This is a genomic window from Planococcus halotolerans, from assembly GCF_003289955.1.
GTDB lineage: Bacteria > Bacillota > Bacilli > Bacillales_A > Planococcaceae > Planococcus > Planococcus halotolerans.
Genome location: NZ_QLZR01000007.1, coordinates 1 through 17,843, shown reverse-complemented (window position 1 = coordinate 17,843; position 17,843 = coordinate 1). Strand labels below are relative to the sequence as shown.

Here is a 17,843-nt window from a genome sequence, read left to right as displayed (position 1 = left end):
ATATACATGATGAGTTGCTAAAAAAATTATAACGTAAATCCATCCGCTTTGCATTGTTGGGCGTTTATTTGAAAGGAAAACGACACATTTTCAAAGGATTATAAAGATAGGAAGAAACTCACTCGAAAAAACGAAAATTTTTTCGGTGAAAATCATTTTTATCGCATAGAAAAGACGGATTTCTTTTCGAAATCCGTCTTCCGGGAAGTGGTTCTAAACAGAATATTAAATTGTTAGGGCTACATCGATTTCATTTCCTGCTCGAGCAGCACGTCTTCGAAATCCTGCTCGGGTTTTGCCAAAGTATATTTCAAAAAGGCAAAAGCCAAAACGAACAATACCCCGGTAACGATGAACACAGAAGAGATTCCGATAAAACCACTGACGATTCCGCCGAATACCGGTCCAATTATATTTCCTAGAAAACGGAAACTTGTGTTATAGCCCATAATTTCGCCTTGTATCTCGACAGGTGCTTCCCGCCGCATCAACGCAGTGGTTGTTGGAATCATACCGCCGACTGCAACTCCAAACAGCAGACGCAGCACCATCAATTGCCAGAGCTCTGTAACAAAAGCCTGCGGCACAATGAAGGTGAACGACAACAACAGGAGAAAGCCCAGTACTTTTTCATAACCGATTGAATCTCCGAGCCGGCCCCAGCGGCGTGCAAACAGCAGATTGCCGACACCGGCAGCACTGAAAGTTACACCGGCCAGGAAAGCAACCTGTGAACTGTCGACTGTGAGTTCTGCCACATAAAGCGATAATAATGGCTGGATGCTGAAATTCCCGACTTGGATCAATGAAGTGATGATCATCACATTGATCAGCAGCCGGTGGTGCAGAATCCCTTGGATGATCGTTTTGCGTGCATAGACATGGGCGTCTTTATTGGCAACTTTTTTAACTTCTTTGATTCCCAAGGCAACAAGCGATGCAGCAATCCCGATGACAACGGCTGTAATAATGAAAGTATAGTCAAAACCGAAAGAATCGGCCATGAGACCTCCGATTACCGGTCCGAACAAAGTCCCGGAAACACTGCCCATCTGTAATGTACCAAGTGTTTTTCCGGCAATTTCCTTCGGTGTCTGTGTGCTGACAAATGCCAGTGAAGTCGGGATGAATCCTGTCACAACGCCCATGAACAAACGGATCATGAATAATTCATGGACGGAATCTGCAGCTCCCATCAGATAAATACTGATTGCAATACCGAAACCATTGATGATCAATATCGGTTTATAGCCGTAGCGGTCTGCGATTCGCCCCCATATGGGTGACATGAATAATGCAGCGACAAATGTTACACCGAACACCAGCCCGGCCCAGCGCTGAACGTATTCATCCGAAAAATCTCCGAGCGACTCTATATAAAGGGATAAAAAAGGCATAATCATCGTCGTGCTTCCTGCTACCAGAAAGTTCGTGACCATGATGATAATGAAATTTCTTTTTTGCACATCCATAACGGATACCTTCTTTCTGAAACGTGCATTTGCTTCTATTATATATTATTTCGCTACTCGAAAAAAGAAAGATAAATTACCAGTGAATTCCGAAATTTATTGTGCTAGAATAAAGCGGGGTGAATGCAAAATGAAAAAATTACTGATGCCTATTTTAATGGCAACAGCCTTGCTGACCGCATGCGGAACGCAGGAAGCAGATAAAGAATCAGACAAAGAACCAACGGAACAACAAACAGCTTCGACTGTTGAATCCAGTGGAGATTTTCCACAATTGACAGATGAAGTTGCCGAAAACGAAGCTTTAGTGGATATGAATACATCCATGGGAACGATTAAGATAAAATTATTTCCCGAACTTGCTCCAAAAACGGTGGAGAATTTCCTGACTCATGCAAAAGATGGTTATTACGATGGCGTAATCTTCCATCGGGTCATCAAGGATTTTATGATTCAGGGAGGAGATCCTGAAGGAACAGGCAGAGGCGGAGAAAGCATCTACGGAAAAGGCTTTGAAGATGAAATTTCTGATCGCCTCTATAACTTCCGGGGGGCTCTATCCATGGCAAACGCCGGTCCTGGAACGAACGGCAGCCAGTTCTTCATTGTCCAGCTTCCTGAATTGCCGGAAGAAGGACTGCCGCCGGCTGATTATCCGGAAGAAGTAAGAGAAGAATATGCAGCAAATGGCGGGACGCCATGGCTTGATGGCAAACACACCGTATTCGGCCATGTTGTCGAAGGCATGGATATCGTCGATGCCATCGCTGAAGTCGAAACGATCCACGGAGACCGTCCTGCAGAAGATATAGTTATCGAATCCATCGACATCATCCAGGAATAAGAAAAAGGAAGATCCACAGAGGATCTTCCTTTTTTATTGCTTATAGGAGTACTTTCATCCAAGCGCTTTAATAATGCGGTTGACTCCATCTTCGAGGACAGACGGTGGACAAGCCACATTTAAACGCAGGAATCCGGTGCCGGATTCGCCGTACTTAGAACCCGGTTCCAAGGCAACTTTACCGATATTCAGAAGCTTGTCCATAATTTCCGATTCTTCGATCCCGAGCTCACGGCAATCCAGCCACATCAGATAAGTGGACTCCGGTTTCATCACTTTTATGGAAGGAATGGATTCACCGAGCTTCTGGATCACAGTATCCATATTGGAAGAAAGAACTTCCAATAACTCATCCAGCCACGCATCTCCTTCTTCGTAGGCAGCTTTTAAAGCAACCGGTGCAAATGCGTTCATCATGCCTGTGCCATTGGCAGCGGCATGATTTTCCAGACGCAGCCGTTTTTTAGGGTCTGTAACGACCAGCATTGAAGCTTGTATGCCTGCAAGATTGAATGTTTTAGTCGGCGCTATGCAAGTGAAGATGCGATGTGCCTGATCGCCTGCGATTTTAGCCAAAGGAATATGCTGATGTGGCTTCAGGACCAAATCCGAATGGATTTCGTCTGAAATGATCAATACATCATGTTTTTCGGCCAGTCGAAGAACTTCTTTCATTTCTTCTTCTTTCCAGACTTTGCCCCCTGGATTATGCGGATGGCAGAAGATGAAGAAAGAAGCTTTCGAAAACTTTTCTTCCAAATCAGCAAAATCGAAACTGAATTCGCCGTCTTTCTGCATTAATTCGCTGTAGAGCACTTTTCTTCCCTGATTTTCAGGAATTGAGAAGAAGGGAGGGTAGACCGGCGGTGTCACAACCACAGCGTCGCCCGGATTGGTAAACACTTGGAGAATTGCGGCGATCGCGGGAATCACCCCGGACTGGAACATGATTTCCTCTTCTTTGATTTGCCAGTCATTGCGTCTTGATTGCCAGGCAGCTACTGCACTTTTAATATCATCATCCATGTACGTATAACCGAGAATCGGGTGTTCCAGCCTCTTTTTCAAGGCTTCTGTAACCGGCGGAGGAGCAGGGAAATCCATATCCGCGACCCAGAGCGGCAGGATTTCTGACGCATCTTCCACTTCGTAGATCATTTCCATCAGATCCCATTTGACTGAGCGGGTTTTTCTTCGTTCATGCACTTCTTCGAATAAACTCAACACAATCTCCTCTTTTCTATAAGGTTTCTATGATATTATAGCTTTTAGCACAACAGAATGTTAGGTGGAAAACTTATGGGAATCAATGAAATGAATCTGCGGGCTGGTAAAGTAATGGAGGAATGGGATCCTTTCTCTATCGGCGGCGACAAGTACAGCGAGCAAATAACAGGGGTTCTTGCTCAATTGCAGCTGCTTAACGACCCCAGCAGCCTGGCGAAAAATATCCAAAGCATCTATCAAATAGCTTACGGGGTATGGATCCCGCTGGAGAAATGTGTGGCTGTCTCCTATAAACTGCTGGCGTTGAAATTTGAAGCAAAAAGTATAATATAAAAAAAGAGTTTCCGGTCAGTCTTAACCGGAAACTCTTTTTTGTTTATTGTTCTACTGGTTCCATTCCGTCAAGCAGATTGGAAGCGGGAACTTCAAGCGCATTTGAAAGCTTCATGATGGTCTGAACAGAAGGGATTTCCTCTCCTGTTTCATATGAGTGAAGTCTTGCCACTCCGACTCTTGTTTTTAAAGCAAGATCGTCGAGGGACAAATTGCGCTCTTCCCGCAGGAACTTAAGCTGGGCGTGTAAATCTTTACGCATATTCATACACTCCTTTTTAAAATGGTACTTTCTTCTAAATAAAGCATAACATAAAGCAACCGTTTCGTTTTGCGAAATTATGTCATTTTATGAACAATTTTCAGAAGATATCGATGATTCCCCGTATAAATACTACAATGATTGCAATCGGGGCGATGTATCTCAACAGCACGCGCCAAACATCAACCAACAGGTGCTGTTCATGCATTTCCGCATGCGCATCTTTCTTGGTCAGCACATAGCCGGCGAACAAGGATATAAATAAAGCGCCAAGCGGCAATCCGATTCGGCTCGTCAAAATATCCATGAAATCGAAGAATGTATAGCCGAAGAATATAGGATCTGAAAAAACACCGTATGATAATGCGCTTGGAATTCCGACAATGAATATCGCGAGTCCCGCAAGCCATGAAATTTTACCGCGTTTATCATATTTATCTTTAACTGCAATCGAGACAGTGATTTCAAGCATTGAAATGGATGAAGTCAATGTTGCGAAAAGAAGCAGGATGAAGAATAAGATGATCAAAAATTGCCCCATGAATAACTCATTAAAAATGGCCGGTAAAATGATGAAGACGAGCCCGGGACCTTGATCCGGCAAGTAATCCAATGCGAATACGGCAGGGAATATGATGAGTCCCGCCATAATCGAGATAACGATATTCAAAGTTACAACACTGACTGCAGAGCGGCCAAGATTTTCTGTCTTCGGCAAATAAGATGCATAAGTGATCATCCCAGCCACGCCGACACTGAGTGAAAAGAACGCCTGCCCAAGAGCAGTCAATGCTGTTTCAAAGTTGAAGAAAGACCAGTCCGGCACGAACATGAAGCGTACGCCTTCCATTGCGCCATCCAGCGTCAACGACCTGATCATCAGGATGACGAAGAAAATCAGCAACGCCGGCATCATGATCTTGCTGGCGCGTTCAATTCCTGATTTGATGCCTCCCTGTACGATGAAAATCGTCAAGAACATGAATGCTGCTTGCGCAATCAGTACTTCCAGAGGGTTTGCGATGATATTTGTGAATAGCTCGCCGAATCCGCTGTCACTGTAATCGGATAGCTGGAATAATATTGCCCTTACCAGATACGATAGGATCCATCCACCGACTACACTATAGAAAGACAATATCAGGAATGCGAAGATGAATCCTGACCAGCCGATCAGAAACCAAGGTTTACCCGGAGCCTGTTTCTTAAGTCCGGTGACGGCATCAGCCTGTCCCCGGCGTCCGATGACAAATTCTGCGAGCAAAATCGGCAGTCCGATGAATATGGTACTGATGATGAATAATAATATAAAAACACTGCCTCCGTTGGCACCTGTTTCATAAGGGAATTTCCAGATTGCACCCAGTCCGATGGCACTGCCGGCAGCTGCCAGGATGAATCCGAGTTTTGATGCCCATTGCTCACGTTTCTCCATTATCTTCACTCCTATTTCAATTAGATTTTTTCATTCTACACGAGCAACCTGCAAAAAAATAGATAAATTTGAAACTTCACTGATTTCGTATCGTATAATAAACATATAAAGGAAGAGATTGAATATTTCGATTTTAAAAGGGGTTCTTTGAATGCAAACTGATGATTTATTGAATAAAGCAAAAGAGGGTGACAATCAGTCGCTGATTGCCTGGAGCAGGAACTTTACGCCATTGATTGCCAGGTTCGCCTACCAGGCGGGCATACCAAAAGAGGAAATACGTGGATTTCAGCTTGAAGTAATTAAGGATATCGGCAGCAACCTGGAAACAATCGAAGGCCACAACACGGAGAATAAAATAATCGAATCGGCCGTCCGGTTATTGAAGAACGGGAAAACTGATTCCATCAATAAAAACGATGAGGCTTCATTTAAATTTGAAGAAGACGAAGAAACACATCAAGCAATCCAAAAACTCCCACAGACAGAAAAACTGGCTCTAATTCTGTTTCAGTTTCACGGCAAGAATCAGGAAGATGTTTCTGCCATCATGGGCAATTTCGAAGCCTCTGTTGATTCTGCACTTGAAGCTGCAATCAGGGATCTGGAGAAAAACCTCGTTGTTGAAGGGAAGGGCGATGTTCAGAAGCGCCTGGATTTATTAGCGAAGTCCTACAACAGGGTCGAATTTACCGAAGAGAACGATATTGTGCCTGAAGAGGTGTCCCCCTCAGAAGAACCGGCTGCCGAGGTGAGAAAAGAAGGAAAAGCACCTGTAAATAAGAAAACTTTAGCTACACTGGCAGGCGCAAGTCTGTTCCTGTCAGCAGTAATCGGCGCATCATTCCTGTTCAACGATCAGCCTGCAGAAACGCAGCAGACAGCGGCAGAAGAAGAGAATCCGACGACCGTCACCAAGGCGATGGTCAAAAAATGGGAAGCGGAATATGAAGAAATTCGCGCAGCTGCTCCGGACAGCCTCGGATTATCTGAGGAAACATTCGAACAGCTGGAATATGTCAAAAAAGCTGATGCCTTAAAAGAGCGTACCTTCAGCCGCCAGAACGTCAAACAGCTGCAGGACGATCCAAAGCGGATGCAGGAGCAGGTAGATGTCCTGATGCTGAATATCCATACACCGAAAGGGATGCTTGATTCGGTAGACGATTATAGGCTTTTATCTTCAGAAACCAGCAAATTCCTGGTCATTTATACAGAAAAAACAGAGCAGTTGATGGCGATAGCCGATGGTTTGCTGAAAAAATATAAAGATGAACTTACAAAGGCAGAAGTGAACGGACAGTTGTCACCTGAAAAACTCATGCATAGCCGTGAAGATTATCCTGAGGAAATTGAAAATCTGACCTCTTCCTTGAGGGAGTATACTTTTCAATATTCGGTTCATCCCAATGAAGAACGTTTCCGGATAATGAGAGACATCACTAAATTTTATGAGATTCATCCATTCAATTCGGATATGATGAGCATGCAATACCTGGATGTTCTTTGGGCCACGCCGGTCTTTGATGAAACGGGCATGCTGTGGCCGATTGAACACTTACCGCAATCCATCATTACAATGTCGTCATTCTTAAGCGATCCAATGGCAGATCCAGTGTTGCAAGGAATAGTCGAGCCTCAATTGATTCATGCATTCCATACCTTGCTTAAAGGTGACGAACATACCGAAATATTTGATAAAAAGGGAATAGTCAAAGAGGAATTTCAATTGGCATGGGAAAGTTTACTCCAGCACAACAGCAATCCGGTCACTTTCATGATGCTGCCGATTCTGGAGGAGTTTGAAGAAAGCGGATGGAAGGAATCCGCACATTATGAGCAGATGGCATACCCGGATATACTTTATGCAATTGATCTCGAAAAAAACGGTGAGCTGGCCGAAAAATTGCCTAATGGGGACTTGAAGATAGAAACTGTCAATTTTGAAGTGGAGGATTACGATTACAGCGATATCCAACCCCTGTACGAGAAATTTGCAGCGACTTACGATCTTCAACTCTTGTCTGGAGTTGAACCGATGGAAATCATCAAAATGTATCATTACGCCAATAAAATTGAGGACGTCGAAACAATGTGGCATCTGACAGCTGAAGATGAACTCAAACCTTCACTTGAGCAATACACTAAAGAATGGAGAAAGCGTCCGGAAATTGCAGAAACCATGCGGAACATTGAAATTTACAGTGAAAACCTGCACCGCCAGGGAAGAAAAGTTTATCTTATGGCATTTGGCCAAAATATCGAAGCCAGCGACGATTATCGCATAACAACAAATAACTTTACACTCGTCAGTGAAAGAGACCAAATCTGGCTGATGCAGCATCAAATAGATGAGCATTATACCAAGGATGAAAATTTCGAACCCTTTGACACAAGTGTCCAGAAATACTATAAGGACATAACGGAAAGTGTAAGTTTGGATGCGATTCAGTTGGCTACACCAGCAGAAATAGCAGGCGTATTCCTTTTGGCGCTTGAGAAAGAAGACATTGAAACGATGCGTTTGATGGTGCACGAAATGGATGACTCCATCAGTGATGAAGAATTCAAGGAAAGGTGGCTGAATGGCCATCTGACTGCTTATTCGAAAATGACGGGGATTTCCTTTATTGCGGATACCTTTAATATAGGTTTTTCCGGGATACGCGGTGGCGTGGATATCAGGATGAAGTCTGAAACAATGGAAGACAGCCGCTACATGCACATGGAAAAAGTGGGGGATTCCTGGATGATTGGTGACATGTTTGGCTATTAATTTTACGAAGCTCATCTATCTGTGCTATAATATACAGATGCCAATAGGTGTATAGGATAATATAGATAAGACTAGGAGCGGGTAGAACATGACAAAAACATATCAAACAGGTGACACAGTATCAGGTAAAGTAACAGGAATCCAGCCATACGGAGCTTTCGTAGCACTTGACGAACAGACTCAAGGTTTGGTCCACATCTCAGAAATCACTCATGGTTACGTGAAAGAAGTAAGTGAGTATTTGTCAGTGGGACAGGAAGTTGATGTTAAAGTTTTGGAAGTTGATGAAAAATCGAAAAAAATCAGCCTTTCAATCCGTGCATTGCAGGAGCAGCCACCAGCAGCTCAGCGCACAGAAAAACCTAAACAGTCACTTCAGTCACATGTAAACGAAAATGATTCTGAAGGATTCAACTCGTTGAAAGACAAAATGCAAGAGTGGATCAAGCGTTCTGGACAGTAAGTAAGAAAAGCGACGGCGCCCGTTAAGCTCTGAAAGGCATAAGACGGAGTAGCGAAGCGGCATCTTTTCAGCCGCATAGCTAGGTCGGCTTATGACCCGAAGAGCTGGACCGCCGGAGTCTGGACAGTAAGCAAAACAAAAATGAAGGGCAGACTCAGGTCTGCCCTTCATTTTTTTTTATTTTCCGTAAGCGGTATTGCAGATTCTGACGGCTCATACCCAGAGCCGCCGCTGCTTTCGTGACATTGCCGTTATGCAGATCCATCGCTTTTTGCAGGTAATAGATTTCAGCTTCGAACAAATATTCCTCCAGTGGAAGCAGTTCTTTATGGGATTGCACAATGAAATCCTCGGGTTGGAGAGTTCCCTTCTTTTCCGTTTTCAACTTGAAATGGTAGGGGAGCAATTCCACACCGACCGTTTCTTCAGTCGTCAGCATGGAAGTGATTTCATCCAGCAGTAATTCCAGTTCTTTCAGATTGCCCGGCCAGTCATAGGACAGCAGCAACTTTTCAACCTGACCATCAACCTGACGGACCATGGAACCGAACTTCATCCGGTGCCGGGAGAAATAATCCGATACAAACGGCATGATGTCTTCTTTTCTTCTCCGAAGCGGTTGAATTGGAATCGCCATTGCCGAAAAGAAATAATAAAGTTCTTTCAATAATTTTTTCCCCGAAATCAATTCGACAGGATCTTCCCCGACACTCGCGATGAAATAAGTATCGCTCCCCGAATGTTCTTTGACCATTTCAAGAAGCTTCAGCTGCATCGGAATCGTCAGCATATCAATTCTCTCGCAATATACGGTGCCGCCTGTCTTTTTCTTCATTTCCTCAGACAATTGAGCAATCGACTCAACTGTGGTGCCGTGTGAAAAAAGAACCGACATTTCCTCAGAACCGTCATAATGTGCCCGGTGGATCGCTTCGGCAATCAATTCTTTGCCTGTGCCAGATTCACCAACCAGCAATACGGGAAGTTTGGCCAACGCCGCTTTTTCTGCAGTTGCAATCACTTTTTTCATGCTTGCCGAAACTGCTGTGATGCTATTGAAGGTAATCGGTTCTTCGTATTTCTTCAAAGGCTGATAAACGACCTTTTCTAATGTTGTAACATCCCGCGCCAATTCGATGGCTCCAATCATTTGCCCATTTTCAAAAACAGGATAAGTATCATTGATCGTTGTGATTTCCTGGCCCTTGCGGTTCCAATAAGTCTGTTTCGAATTTAAAACCGGAGACCCGCTTTGCAGAACTTTCAGCAATGTGCTTTCTGCCTGATCAAAACGGAACATTTCCAACAGCGACCGGTCCGCCAATTCTTCGAAATCAAATCCTTCGATATCTTTCATCTTTTTATTGTATAAAATCGTTTTCCCTTTCGGATCAACAGCATGGACACCTACTCCCACATGCTCTGAAGCGAATTTATAAAATGGGTTAAGATCCACTTTTACTTGCTTCATGTCAGCCACCTCAAAATTTTTTTAATATTTCAAACGAAAATACTTGAATTATGCAGAGATCTTTTGCATTATTATAAGTGGAAACGCTTTATAAGTGCAAATTTTTTTTGCGCTTAAACCATATTCAAGGAGGATTTATCAATGATTCCCTACAAACACGAACCATTCACAGATTTCTCGATCGACAAAAACCGTAACGATTATTTGGAAGGCTTGAAAACTGTCGAGGCTTACCTTGGCCAGGACTATCCATTGATCATCGGTGGAGAACGAGTAACGACTGATGATAAAATTGTTTCATTCAATCCGGCAAATAAAGAAGAAATTGTTGGCCGTGTATCAAAATCAAACAAAGACTTGGCTGAAAAAGCGATGCAAAGTGCTGATGAAGCCTTTAAAACTTGGAAAAAAGTAAAACCTGAAGTACGCGCGGATGTATTGTTTAAAGCAGCAGCAATCATTCGCCGCCGCAAGCATGAATTCTCCGCTCTTTTAACGAAAGAAGCAGGAAAGCCATGGAATGAAGCGGATGCAGATACTGCAGAAGCAATTGATTTCCTTGAATATTACGGCCGCCAAATGCTGCGCCTTAAAGACGGCATGCATGTCGAAAGCCGTCCAGGCGAAGATAACCGCTATTCTTATATTCCTCTCGGAGTAGGCGTTGTCATTTCACCTTGGAACTTTGCATTTGCCATTATGGCAGGTACGACAGTTGCAGCAATGGTTGCAGGAAATACAGTTCTGTTGAAACCGGCTTCAACAACTCCGGTGGTAGCATATAAATTCATCGAAGTTCTTGAAGAAGCGGGCATGCCTGCTGGTGTCGTAAACTACATTCCAGGACCAGGTTCTGAAGTAGGCGACTATCTTGTAGACCACCCGAACACACGCTTTATTTCATTCACAGGTTCTAAAGAAGTCGGGCTTCGTATTGCCGAACGTTCTTCCAAAGTGAACGAAGGCCAAATCTGGATGAAACGCCTGATTGCTGAAATGGGCGGTAAAAACACGATGGTCATCGATAAAGATGCAGATCTTGAGCTTGCAGCACAGTCGATTGTAAAATCGGCCTTCGGTTTCAGCGGACAGAAATGTTCTGCAGGATCCCGTGCGGTAATCGTCGAAGACGCTTACGATGAAGTGCTTGAACGTGTTATCGAATTGACAAAAGAATTGACGATCGGTGATCCGGTTGAGCAAAACAATTATATGGGCCCTGTCATTGACAGCAACTCTTATAAAAAAATCATGGATTATATCGAAATCGGCAAAGGCGAAGGACGCCTGGTTGCAGGTGGAGATGGAGACGATTCAAAAGGCTTCTTCGTAAACCCGACAGTTTTCGCTGACCTTGATCCGAAAGCGCGCATCATGCAGGAAGAAATCTTCGGGCCGGTTGTCGGCTTGATGAAAGCAAAAGATTTCAAGGAAGCCATCGACATCGCCAATAACACGGAATATGGATTGACTGGCGGAGTTGTAACAAACAACCGCGAACACCTTGAATATGCACGTGAAGAATTCCATGTTGGTAACCTATACTTCAACCGTGGATGCACAGGCGCAATCGTCGGCTATCAATCATTCGGCGGATTCAACATGTCCGGTACGGATTCAAAAGCGGGCGGACCTGATTATCTTCCTCTTCATATGCAAGCAAAAATTACTTCTGAAATGTTCTAATCAATGTGAATTAGGGTAAGAAAATATTGAATGGGAAGGCAGACAGTGAGTCTGCCTTTTTCAAAAGGAGGAATTATTAATGACAAAAACACAGGAAATTATTAAGCAAACTGAACAATACGGTGCACCAAACTATCATCCGCTGCCAATCGTTATTGCGGAAGCAGAAGGTGTATGGGTAAAAGACCCGGAAGGCAATAAATTCATGGATATGCTGTCTGCATATTCCGCAGTCAACCAGGGGCACAGACACCCGAAAATCATCCAGGCTCTGAAAGACCAGGCTGACCGTGTGACTTTGACTTCCCGTGCTTTCCATAACGATATGCTGGCACCTTGGTATGAAATGATCTGCAAAGTTTCCGGTAAAGAAATGGCTTTGCCGATGAATACTGGTGCAGAAGCAGTGGAAACGGCTGTGAAAGCAGCTCGCCGCTGGGCATATAACGTAAAAGGTGTAGAAGAAAATAAAGCGGAAATCATCGCTTGTGAAGGAAACTTCCATGGCCGCACAATGACTGCTGTTTCATTGTCATCGGACCCTGAATACCGTAAAGGCTTTGGACCAATGCTTCCTGGCATCAATATTGTTCCTTTCGGTGATTTGGACGCTTTAAAAAATGCAATTACGCCAAATACAGCTGCATTTCTGATTGAACCAATTCAAGGCGAAGCTGGAATCATCATTCCACCGCCAGGATTCCTGAAAGCTGCCAGAGAACTTTGCCGCGAAAACAATGTCCTCTTCATTGCAGATGAAATCCAGGCAGGGCTTGGCCGTACCGGTAAAATGTTCGCTTGCGAATGGGAAGACGTTAACCCGGATATGTATATTCTCGGTAAAGCATTAGGAGGCGGCGTATTCCCGATTTCCTGTGTAGTTGCTGATGATGAAATCCTTGGCGTTTTCAACCCGGGATCACACGGTTCAACATTCGGCGGAAATCCGCTGGCATGTGCAGTATCCATCGCTTCAATCGAAGTTCTCCAGGACGAAAAGCTGGCTGAACGTTCGCAGGAACTCGGTGAATACTTTATGGACCAGTTAAAAGAAATTTCACATCCTTCTATTAAAGAAGTGCGTGGACGCGGTTTGTTTATCGGAATGGAGTTAAATGAAGCTGCGCGCCCGTATTGTGAAGAATTGAAGGAACTCGGTTTACTGTGTAAGGAAACCCACGATACAGTGATCCGTTTCGCTCCACCGTTAATCATCAGTAAAGAAGATTTGGACTGGGCTTTGGAGCGAATCCGGAAAGTATTCGCTAAATAATATCTGTATAGCAAAGCATTATTGAACTGTGTTACACTGTATGCGGAGTAATTACTAAAATACAAAGAGGCGAACTAATAAAATGGCTGAAAACTTGAACTTGTTGACGTCAACGCAGAACGTAATCAGAACTGCATTGGAAAAGCTCGGATACGAAGAATCGATGTACGAACTGCTGAAAGAACCTATGCGAATCCTGGAAGTCCGTATTCCTGTTCGTATGGATGATGGAAAAACGAAGGTCTTTACTGGATTTCGTGCACAGCATAACGACGCGGTAGGACCTACTAAGGGAGGCGTGCGTTTCCACCCGGATGTCAACCGTGAGGAAGTTATGGCCCTGTCCATGTGGATGACGTTGAAATGTGGTATCGTCGATCTTCCTTACGGCGGCGGTAAAGGCGGAATCATCTGCGACCCCCGTGAAATGTCTATGCATGAAATTGAAAAGTTGAGCCGCGGCTATGTCCGTGCCATCAGTCAGATAGTTGGACCGAACAAAGATATTCCTGCACCGGACGTCTTTACGAATTCACAAATTATGGCCTGGATGTTCGATGAGTACAGCAAAATTGATGAATTTAACTCTCCTGGTTTCATTACAGGTAAGCCGATTGTACTTGGAGGTTCACAGGGACGCGATAAAGCGACTGCCCAGGGTGTTACAATTGTTATCAATGAAGCAGCCAAAAAACGGGGCCTTGATATGCAAGGAGCCCGTGTGGTTATTCAAGGATTCGGCAACGCAGGAAGTTTCCTCGCGAAATTCCTTCACGATGCTGGAGCTAAAGTAGTCGGTATTTCTGACGCGTACGGCGCGTTGCATGATCCGAACGGCTTGGATATCGATTATCTTCTTGATCGCCGGGATAGCTTCGGTACGGTGACAAACTTGTTTGACAATACAATTTCCAACAAAGAGTTGTTTGAGCTTGATTGTGACATTCTTGTGCCTGCTGCAATTTCCAACCAGATCACAGCAGAGAATGCCAATGACATAAAAGCTTCAATCGTAGTGGAAGCAGCGAACGGCCCAACAACAGCAGAAGCTACAAAAATGCTGACTGACCGTGGAGTACTGCTGGTTCCTGACGTTCTGGCAAGTTCCGGAGGCGTTACTGTATCCTACTTTGAATGGGTACAGAACAACCAAGGTTATTACTGGACACAGGAAGAAGTGGACGAAAGACTAAACAAGAAATTAGTTGATGCTTTCGAAAACATCTACAATGTTGCTACTACACGAAATATTGATATGCGCCTCGCCGCTTATATGGTGGGAGCCCGCAGAACAGCGGAAGCTGCACGTTTCCGCGGGTGGGTATAAACTTCATGAAAGAGCCGCCTGGATATTATATCCAGGCGGTTTTTCTAATCCAATCTTTTGCAATTGAAAAAAATAAGCTACATAATAAATGAGGAAGAGGAGGCTGAATAATATTGAATAAATTCACATTTTACAATCCAGTAAAACTTATTTTCGGTAAAGGCCAGTTAGAGGCTGTCAAAACAGAATTGCCAAAATATGGTAAAAAAGTACTAGTTGTTTACGGCGGGGGAAGCATTAAGAAGAACGGCCTGTATGATGAAGTTATGGAAACTTTAACATCTGCTAATATGGAAGTATTTGAACTATCCGGGGTGGAGCCTAACCCTCGCTTATCTACAGCGAAAAAGGGGATCGAAATTTGCAAAAACGAAGATATCGATGTCCTATTGGCTGTTGGTGGCGGTTCCGTTATCGACTGTACAAAACTCATTGCTTCAGGTGCTAAATATGATGGCGATGCTTGGGATTTTGTATCCCGTAAAGCTCAACCAAAAGAAGCTTTACCGTTTGGAACGGTTCTGACGCTTGCTGCGACAGGTTCAGAAATGAATGCAGGTTCGGTTATTACTAATGAAGAAACACAAGAAAAGTATGGTTGGGGGAGTCCTTTATCATTCCCTAAATTCTCAATTTTGGACCCTACATATACTATGACGGTTCCAGAAGACCAAACAATTTATGGAATCGTTGATATGATGTCCCATATGTTCGAGCAATATTTCCATAATGCAAAAAATACGCCAGTACAAGATCAAATGATCGAAGGTGTATTGCGAGCAGTTATTGAAACGGCTCCTAAGTTGATGGAAGATCTGCAGAGCTATGAACACAGAGAAACCATTCTCTTTGCAGGAACAATGGGATTGAATAATTTCCTACAGATGGGTTACAACGGCGACTGGGCAACACATAACATCGAACATGCAGTTTCAGCTGTTTACGATATTCCACACGCCGGCGGATTGGCAATCCTTTTCCCGCATTGGATGCGCCATAATGTCAAAGTAGACCCGGCAAGATTTGCGCAATTAGCAGTTCGAGTATTTGGGGTAGATGCTGAAGGGAAGTCGGACGAAGAAACTGCCCTTGAAGGCATCGATCGCCTGTCTGCATTCTGGACATCGTTGGGAGCTCCATCGAAACTTGAAGATTACAAGATTGATGACTCTAGTTTCGAATCCATTATCGAAAAAACGTTGGTGTACGGAGAATTTGGTAACTTCAATAAACTGAATGACAAAGACGTACGTGAAATTCTTCAGGCGTCTGTATAAAATTAAAACTGCTTGAGCTAACCAGCTCAAGCAGTTTTTTTAATTTGTAATTTCAATATCCACTTGTTCCACGTTATTAATTGAATAGAGATCCTGATATAAATCCAAAGTATCTTTATCCTGAAGATATGATACACGGATAAAAAGTTCATGATAACCTGATCCTGTACTTGCTTCATTATTAGGATGGGTGATTGAAATGCCTTCGATGGTAATCCCGGATTTTTTCAGTTCTTCAATGACCGGTTTAATATACTGCCTTTCCAATATGAAAATTCTAACCGTTGCCTCAGCCATCCGAAGACGGGAAGGACCAAGCTTCGTCATCAAAGGAGGCAATAACTCAATTGACAATAAAACTATAAGGACAGCAAGAGCGGCTTCCAGATAGAACCCGGCAGCTACAGCTATGCCGATGCCGCCGGCTCCCCAAATCATTGCAGCAGTAGTCAAACCGGAAATCGAATCATTGCCTCTCTTAAGAATCACGCCAGCACCAAGGAAACCGATACCAGAAACAATTTGTGCTGCCAAACGCAAAGGATCCATCGTTATATTTACATTTTCATATTCGCTGCCTTGGGCAATATACGCAGACTCAATCGAGATGATTGTCAGCAGGCAGCTGAATGTTGAAATTACCACACTGGTTTTCAAGCCTACTGGTTTTCTTTTTAACTCTCTTTCCAACCCGATAACCAAACTGAGTGCGGCTGCAATCAGGAGTTTAAGAAAAGTTTCTAACGAAGAAATCTGTAAAGCACTGAAAAATTCCATATAAAAACCCCCGATTTTTTATTTCGTGATTGCTTCTATTACTATGAAATGGCAAACTAATCAGTAATGATTTAATTATACATAGATAAAAATTCGAGGTGCAACCATGGAAAAACCTGCAATCCATCCATATATACCAATTATAATTGGAGTTATTTCAGTTGCGATGTCCGCTATCTTCGTGAAAATGACAACGGCAGACTCTGGTGTTACAGCTTTCTACAGGATGCTATTTTCCATTGTTATAATGAGTCCGGTATTCTTTTTAAAATATACCCACGAATTAAAGAAACTAAGCAAAAGAGATTGGGGCTTCACGACAATAGCGGGAATCTTCCTGGCTTTCCATTTTATTTTATGGTTTGAGTCGTTGAACTACACTTCTGTGGCGAGTTCTACAGTCTTGGTGACTTTACAGCCGCTATTTGCGTTTGCCGGAACATACTTTTTCTTTAAAGAAAGCCTGTCGATCAAAACAATTGTTTCGGCACTCATAGCAATAGGAGGCAGTGTACTTATTGCTTACGGAGATTTCCAGATAAGCGGGCAGGCTTTATTTGGCGATATTTTGGCATTGATAGCATGTGCGCTGATAACAGCTTATTTATTATTCGGCCAGGATGTCCGCAAACGGCTATCATTAATGACATATACATTTGTTGTCTATGGCGTTAGTACAATAACATTATTCTTCTATATAATTATTAAAGGCGAATCTTTTGGACCGTACCCAGCTCAGGAATGGTTGTGGTTTGTTCTTTTAGCTTTGATACCTAACTTGTTTGGGCACACATTATTTAATTGGGCGTTAAAGTGGGTAAGTACTAATGTCATTTCAATAGCTATACTTTTTGAGCCGGTTGGCGCAGCAATATTAGCGTATTTTATACTCGGAGAGCTGTTGAGCGCCAGTCAGATCATCGGGGGTACAATTGTGATCACAGGCATTCTCTTTTTCATAGTTGACTATGTAAAAATTAAAAAAATCTTTTTTAAGGTTTTCCCTTGATTTTTTTCCGTCAGGGGTTTATATTAATACATGTCCTTAAAAACACCTCGAAAAAATATTTTAAAATAGTATTGACTTCGAAGTTGAAATAGGATATATTAATAAAGTCGCCAATGAGCGCGGCGTTATAAATTTGAACCTTGAAAACTGAACAGCAAAACGTCAACGAAAGACGTCACGAGCGCCTCGGCGCGAGAACGGCTTTTGCGAT

Annotated in this window: 15 protein-coding genes; 9 read left to right on the top strand and 6 right to left on the bottom strand. The window is 43.4% G+C overall.

Annotated features, from left to right (window positions below; genetic code table 11):
- Positions 1-239: 239 nt before the first annotated feature.
- Positions 240-1,472 (bottom strand): MFS transporter, encoded by a 1,233-nt coding sequence (locus DP120_RS14595; protein WP_112224408.1) that lies wholly within the window; start codon positions 1,470-1,472, stop codon positions 240-242.
- Positions 1,473-1,602: 130 nt separating this feature from the next.
- On the opposite strand from DP120_RS14595, the gene DP120_RS14590 reads away from it, so the two are divergent.
- Positions 1,603-2,316: a peptidylprolyl isomerase gene (locus tag DP120_RS14590; RefSeq protein ID WP_112224407.1), complete on the top strand. Its 714-nt coding sequence runs from the start codon at positions 1,603-1,605 to the stop codon at positions 2,314-2,316.
- A gap of 54 nt (positions 2,317-2,370) precedes the next feature.
- Here the strand turns inward: DP120_RS14590 and DP120_RS14585 are convergent, their stop codons facing one another.
- Complete coding sequence (locus DP120_RS14585; RefSeq protein ID WP_112224406.1) at positions 2,371-3,540, bottom strand: MalY/PatB family protein; 1,170 nt, start codon at positions 3,538-3,540, stop codon at positions 2,371-2,373.
- 75 nt (positions 3,541-3,615) lie between these two features.
- Here DP120_RS14585 and DP120_RS14580 point away from each other — a divergent pair, with 75 nt between their 5' ends.
- The gene (locus tag DP120_RS14580; RefSeq protein WP_112224405.1) at positions 3,616-3,876 is read left to right on the top strand and encodes a DUF1871 family protein; all 261 of its coding nucleotides are present in this window, start codon (positions 3,616-3,618) and stop codon (positions 3,874-3,876) included.
- 43 nt (positions 3,877-3,919) lie between these two features.
- Here the strand turns inward: DP120_RS14580 and DP120_RS14575 are convergent, their stop codons facing one another.
- Positions 3,920-4,138 (bottom strand): helix-turn-helix domain-containing protein, encoded by a 219-nt coding sequence (locus tag DP120_RS14575; protein WP_084242470.1) that lies wholly within the window; start codon positions 4,136-4,138, stop codon positions 3,920-3,922.
- A 100-nt stretch (positions 4,139-4,238) separates the two neighbouring features.
- Positions 4,239-5,573, bottom strand: coding sequence for a sodium-dependent transporter (locus DP120_RS14570; RefSeq protein WP_112224404.1), 1,335 nt, complete (start codon positions 5,571-5,573; stop codon positions 4,239-4,241).
- Between the two features lie 151 nt (positions 5,574-5,724).
- Here DP120_RS14570 and DP120_RS14565 point away from each other — a divergent pair, with 151 nt between their 5' ends.
- Positions 5,725-8,349: a sigma-70 RNA polymerase sigma factor region 4 domain-containing protein gene (locus DP120_RS14565; RefSeq protein WP_112224403.1), complete on the top strand. Its 2,625-nt coding sequence runs from the start codon at positions 5,725-5,727 to the stop codon at positions 8,347-8,349.
- An 88-nt stretch (positions 8,350-8,437) separates the two neighbouring features.
- On the top strand, positions 8,438-8,812 hold the full coding sequence (gene yugI, locus DP120_RS14560) for a S1 domain-containing post-transcriptional regulator GSP13 (protein ID WP_112224402.1): 375 nt from the start codon (positions 8,438-8,440) through the stop codon (positions 8,810-8,812).
- Positions 8,813-8,966: 154 nt separating this feature from the next.
- Here the strand turns inward: yugI and DP120_RS14555 are convergent, their stop codons facing one another.
- Positions 8,967-10,283 carry an AAA-type ATPase lid domain-containing protein gene (locus tag DP120_RS14555; RefSeq protein WP_112224401.1) on the bottom strand — a complete coding sequence of 439 codons (1,317 nt, stop codon included), beginning with the start codon at positions 10,281-10,283 and terminating at the stop codon, positions 8,967-8,969.
- Positions 10,284-10,424: 141 nt separating this feature from the next.
- Between DP120_RS14555 and pruA the strand changes: the two genes are divergently transcribed.
- The 4 genes from pruA to DP120_RS14535 all read left to right on the top strand — a co-directional run bounded on the left by pruA (position 10,425) and on the right by DP120_RS14535 (position 15,846).
- Positions 10,425-11,969: an L-glutamate gamma-semialdehyde dehydrogenase gene (pruA, locus tag DP120_RS14550; RefSeq protein ID WP_112224400.1), complete on the top strand. Its 1,545-nt coding sequence runs from the start codon at positions 10,425-10,427 to the stop codon at positions 11,967-11,969.
- Positions 11,970-12,048: 79 nt separating this feature from the next.
- A complete protein-coding gene (locus DP120_RS14545) occupies positions 12,049-13,242 on the top strand; it encodes an ornithine--oxo-acid transaminase (RefSeq protein WP_112224399.1) in 1,194 nt (397 codons plus the stop codon).
- A gap of 82 nt (positions 13,243-13,324) precedes the next feature.
- Entirely contained in the window at positions 13,325-14,569 is a 1,245-nt protein-coding gene (locus tag DP120_RS14540; RefSeq protein ID WP_112224398.1) for a Glu/Leu/Phe/Val family dehydrogenase, read from the top strand.
- A gap of 113 nt (positions 14,570-14,682) precedes the next feature.
- Positions 14,683-15,846 (top strand): iron-containing alcohol dehydrogenase, encoded by a 1,164-nt coding sequence (locus DP120_RS14535; RefSeq protein ID WP_112224397.1) that lies wholly within the window; start codon positions 14,683-14,685, stop codon positions 15,844-15,846.
- Positions 15,847-15,885: 39 nt separating this feature from the next.
- Here the strand turns inward: DP120_RS14535 and DP120_RS14530 are convergent, their stop codons facing one another.
- Positions 15,886-16,623: an MgtC/SapB family protein gene (locus DP120_RS14530; RefSeq protein ID WP_112224396.1), complete on the bottom strand. Its 738-nt coding sequence runs from the start codon at positions 16,621-16,623 to the stop codon at positions 15,886-15,888.
- Between the two features lie 106 nt (positions 16,624-16,729).
- On the opposite strand from DP120_RS14530, the gene DP120_RS14525 reads away from it, so the two are divergent.
- Complete coding sequence (locus tag DP120_RS14525; protein WP_112224395.1) at positions 16,730-17,632, top strand: DMT family transporter; 903 nt, start codon at positions 16,730-16,732, stop codon at positions 17,630-17,632.
- Positions 17,633-17,843 lie beyond the last annotated feature (211 nt).

Bases quoted from the DNA above. Each gene is read 5' to 3' on its own strand.
- DP120_RS14530 (WP_112224396.1), bottom strand. From the start codon at position 16,623: ATGGAATTTTTCAGTGCTTTACAGATTTCTTCGTTAGAAACTTTTCTT.
- DP120_RS14580 (WP_112224405.1), top strand. From the start codon at position 3,616: ATGGGAATCAATGAAATGAATCTGCGGGCTGGTAAAGTAATGGAGGAA.
- DP120_RS14570 (WP_112224404.1), bottom strand. From the start codon at position 5,573: ATGGAGAAACGTGAGCAATGGGCATCAAAACTCGGATTCATCCTGGCA.
- pruA (WP_112224400.1), top strand. From the start codon at position 10,425: ATGATTCCCTACAAACACGAACCATTCACAGATTTCTCGATCGACAAA.
- DP120_RS14575 (WP_084242470.1), bottom strand. From the start codon at position 4,138: ATGCGTAAAGATTTACACGCCCAGCTTAAGTTCCTGCGGGAAGAGCGC.
- DP120_RS14565 (WP_112224403.1), top strand. From the start codon at position 5,725: ATGCAAACTGATGATTTATTGAATAAAGCAAAAGAGGGTGACAATCAG.
- DP120_RS14540 (WP_112224398.1), top strand. From the start codon at position 13,325: ATGGCTGAAAACTTGAACTTGTTGACGTCAACGCAGAACGTAATCAGA.
- yugI (WP_112224402.1), top strand. From the start codon at position 8,438: ATGACAAAAACATATCAAACAGGTGACACAGTATCAGGTAAAGTAACA.
- DP120_RS14555 (WP_112224401.1), bottom strand. From the start codon at position 10,283: ATGAAGCAAGTAAAAGTGGATCTTAACCCATTTTATAAATTCGCTTCA.
- DP120_RS14545 (WP_112224399.1), top strand. From the start codon at position 12,049: ATGACAAAAACACAGGAAATTATTAAGCAAACTGAACAATACGGTGCA.
- DP120_RS14590 (WP_112224407.1), top strand. From the start codon at position 1,603: ATGAAAAAATTACTGATGCCTATTTTAATGGCAACAGCCTTGCTGACC.
- DP120_RS14525 (WP_112224395.1), top strand. From the start codon at position 16,730: ATGGAAAAACCTGCAATCCATCCATATATACCAATTATAATTGGAGTT.
- DP120_RS14595 (WP_112224408.1), bottom strand. From the start codon at position 1,472: ATGGATGTGCAAAAAAGAAATTTCATTATCATCATGGTCACGAACTTT.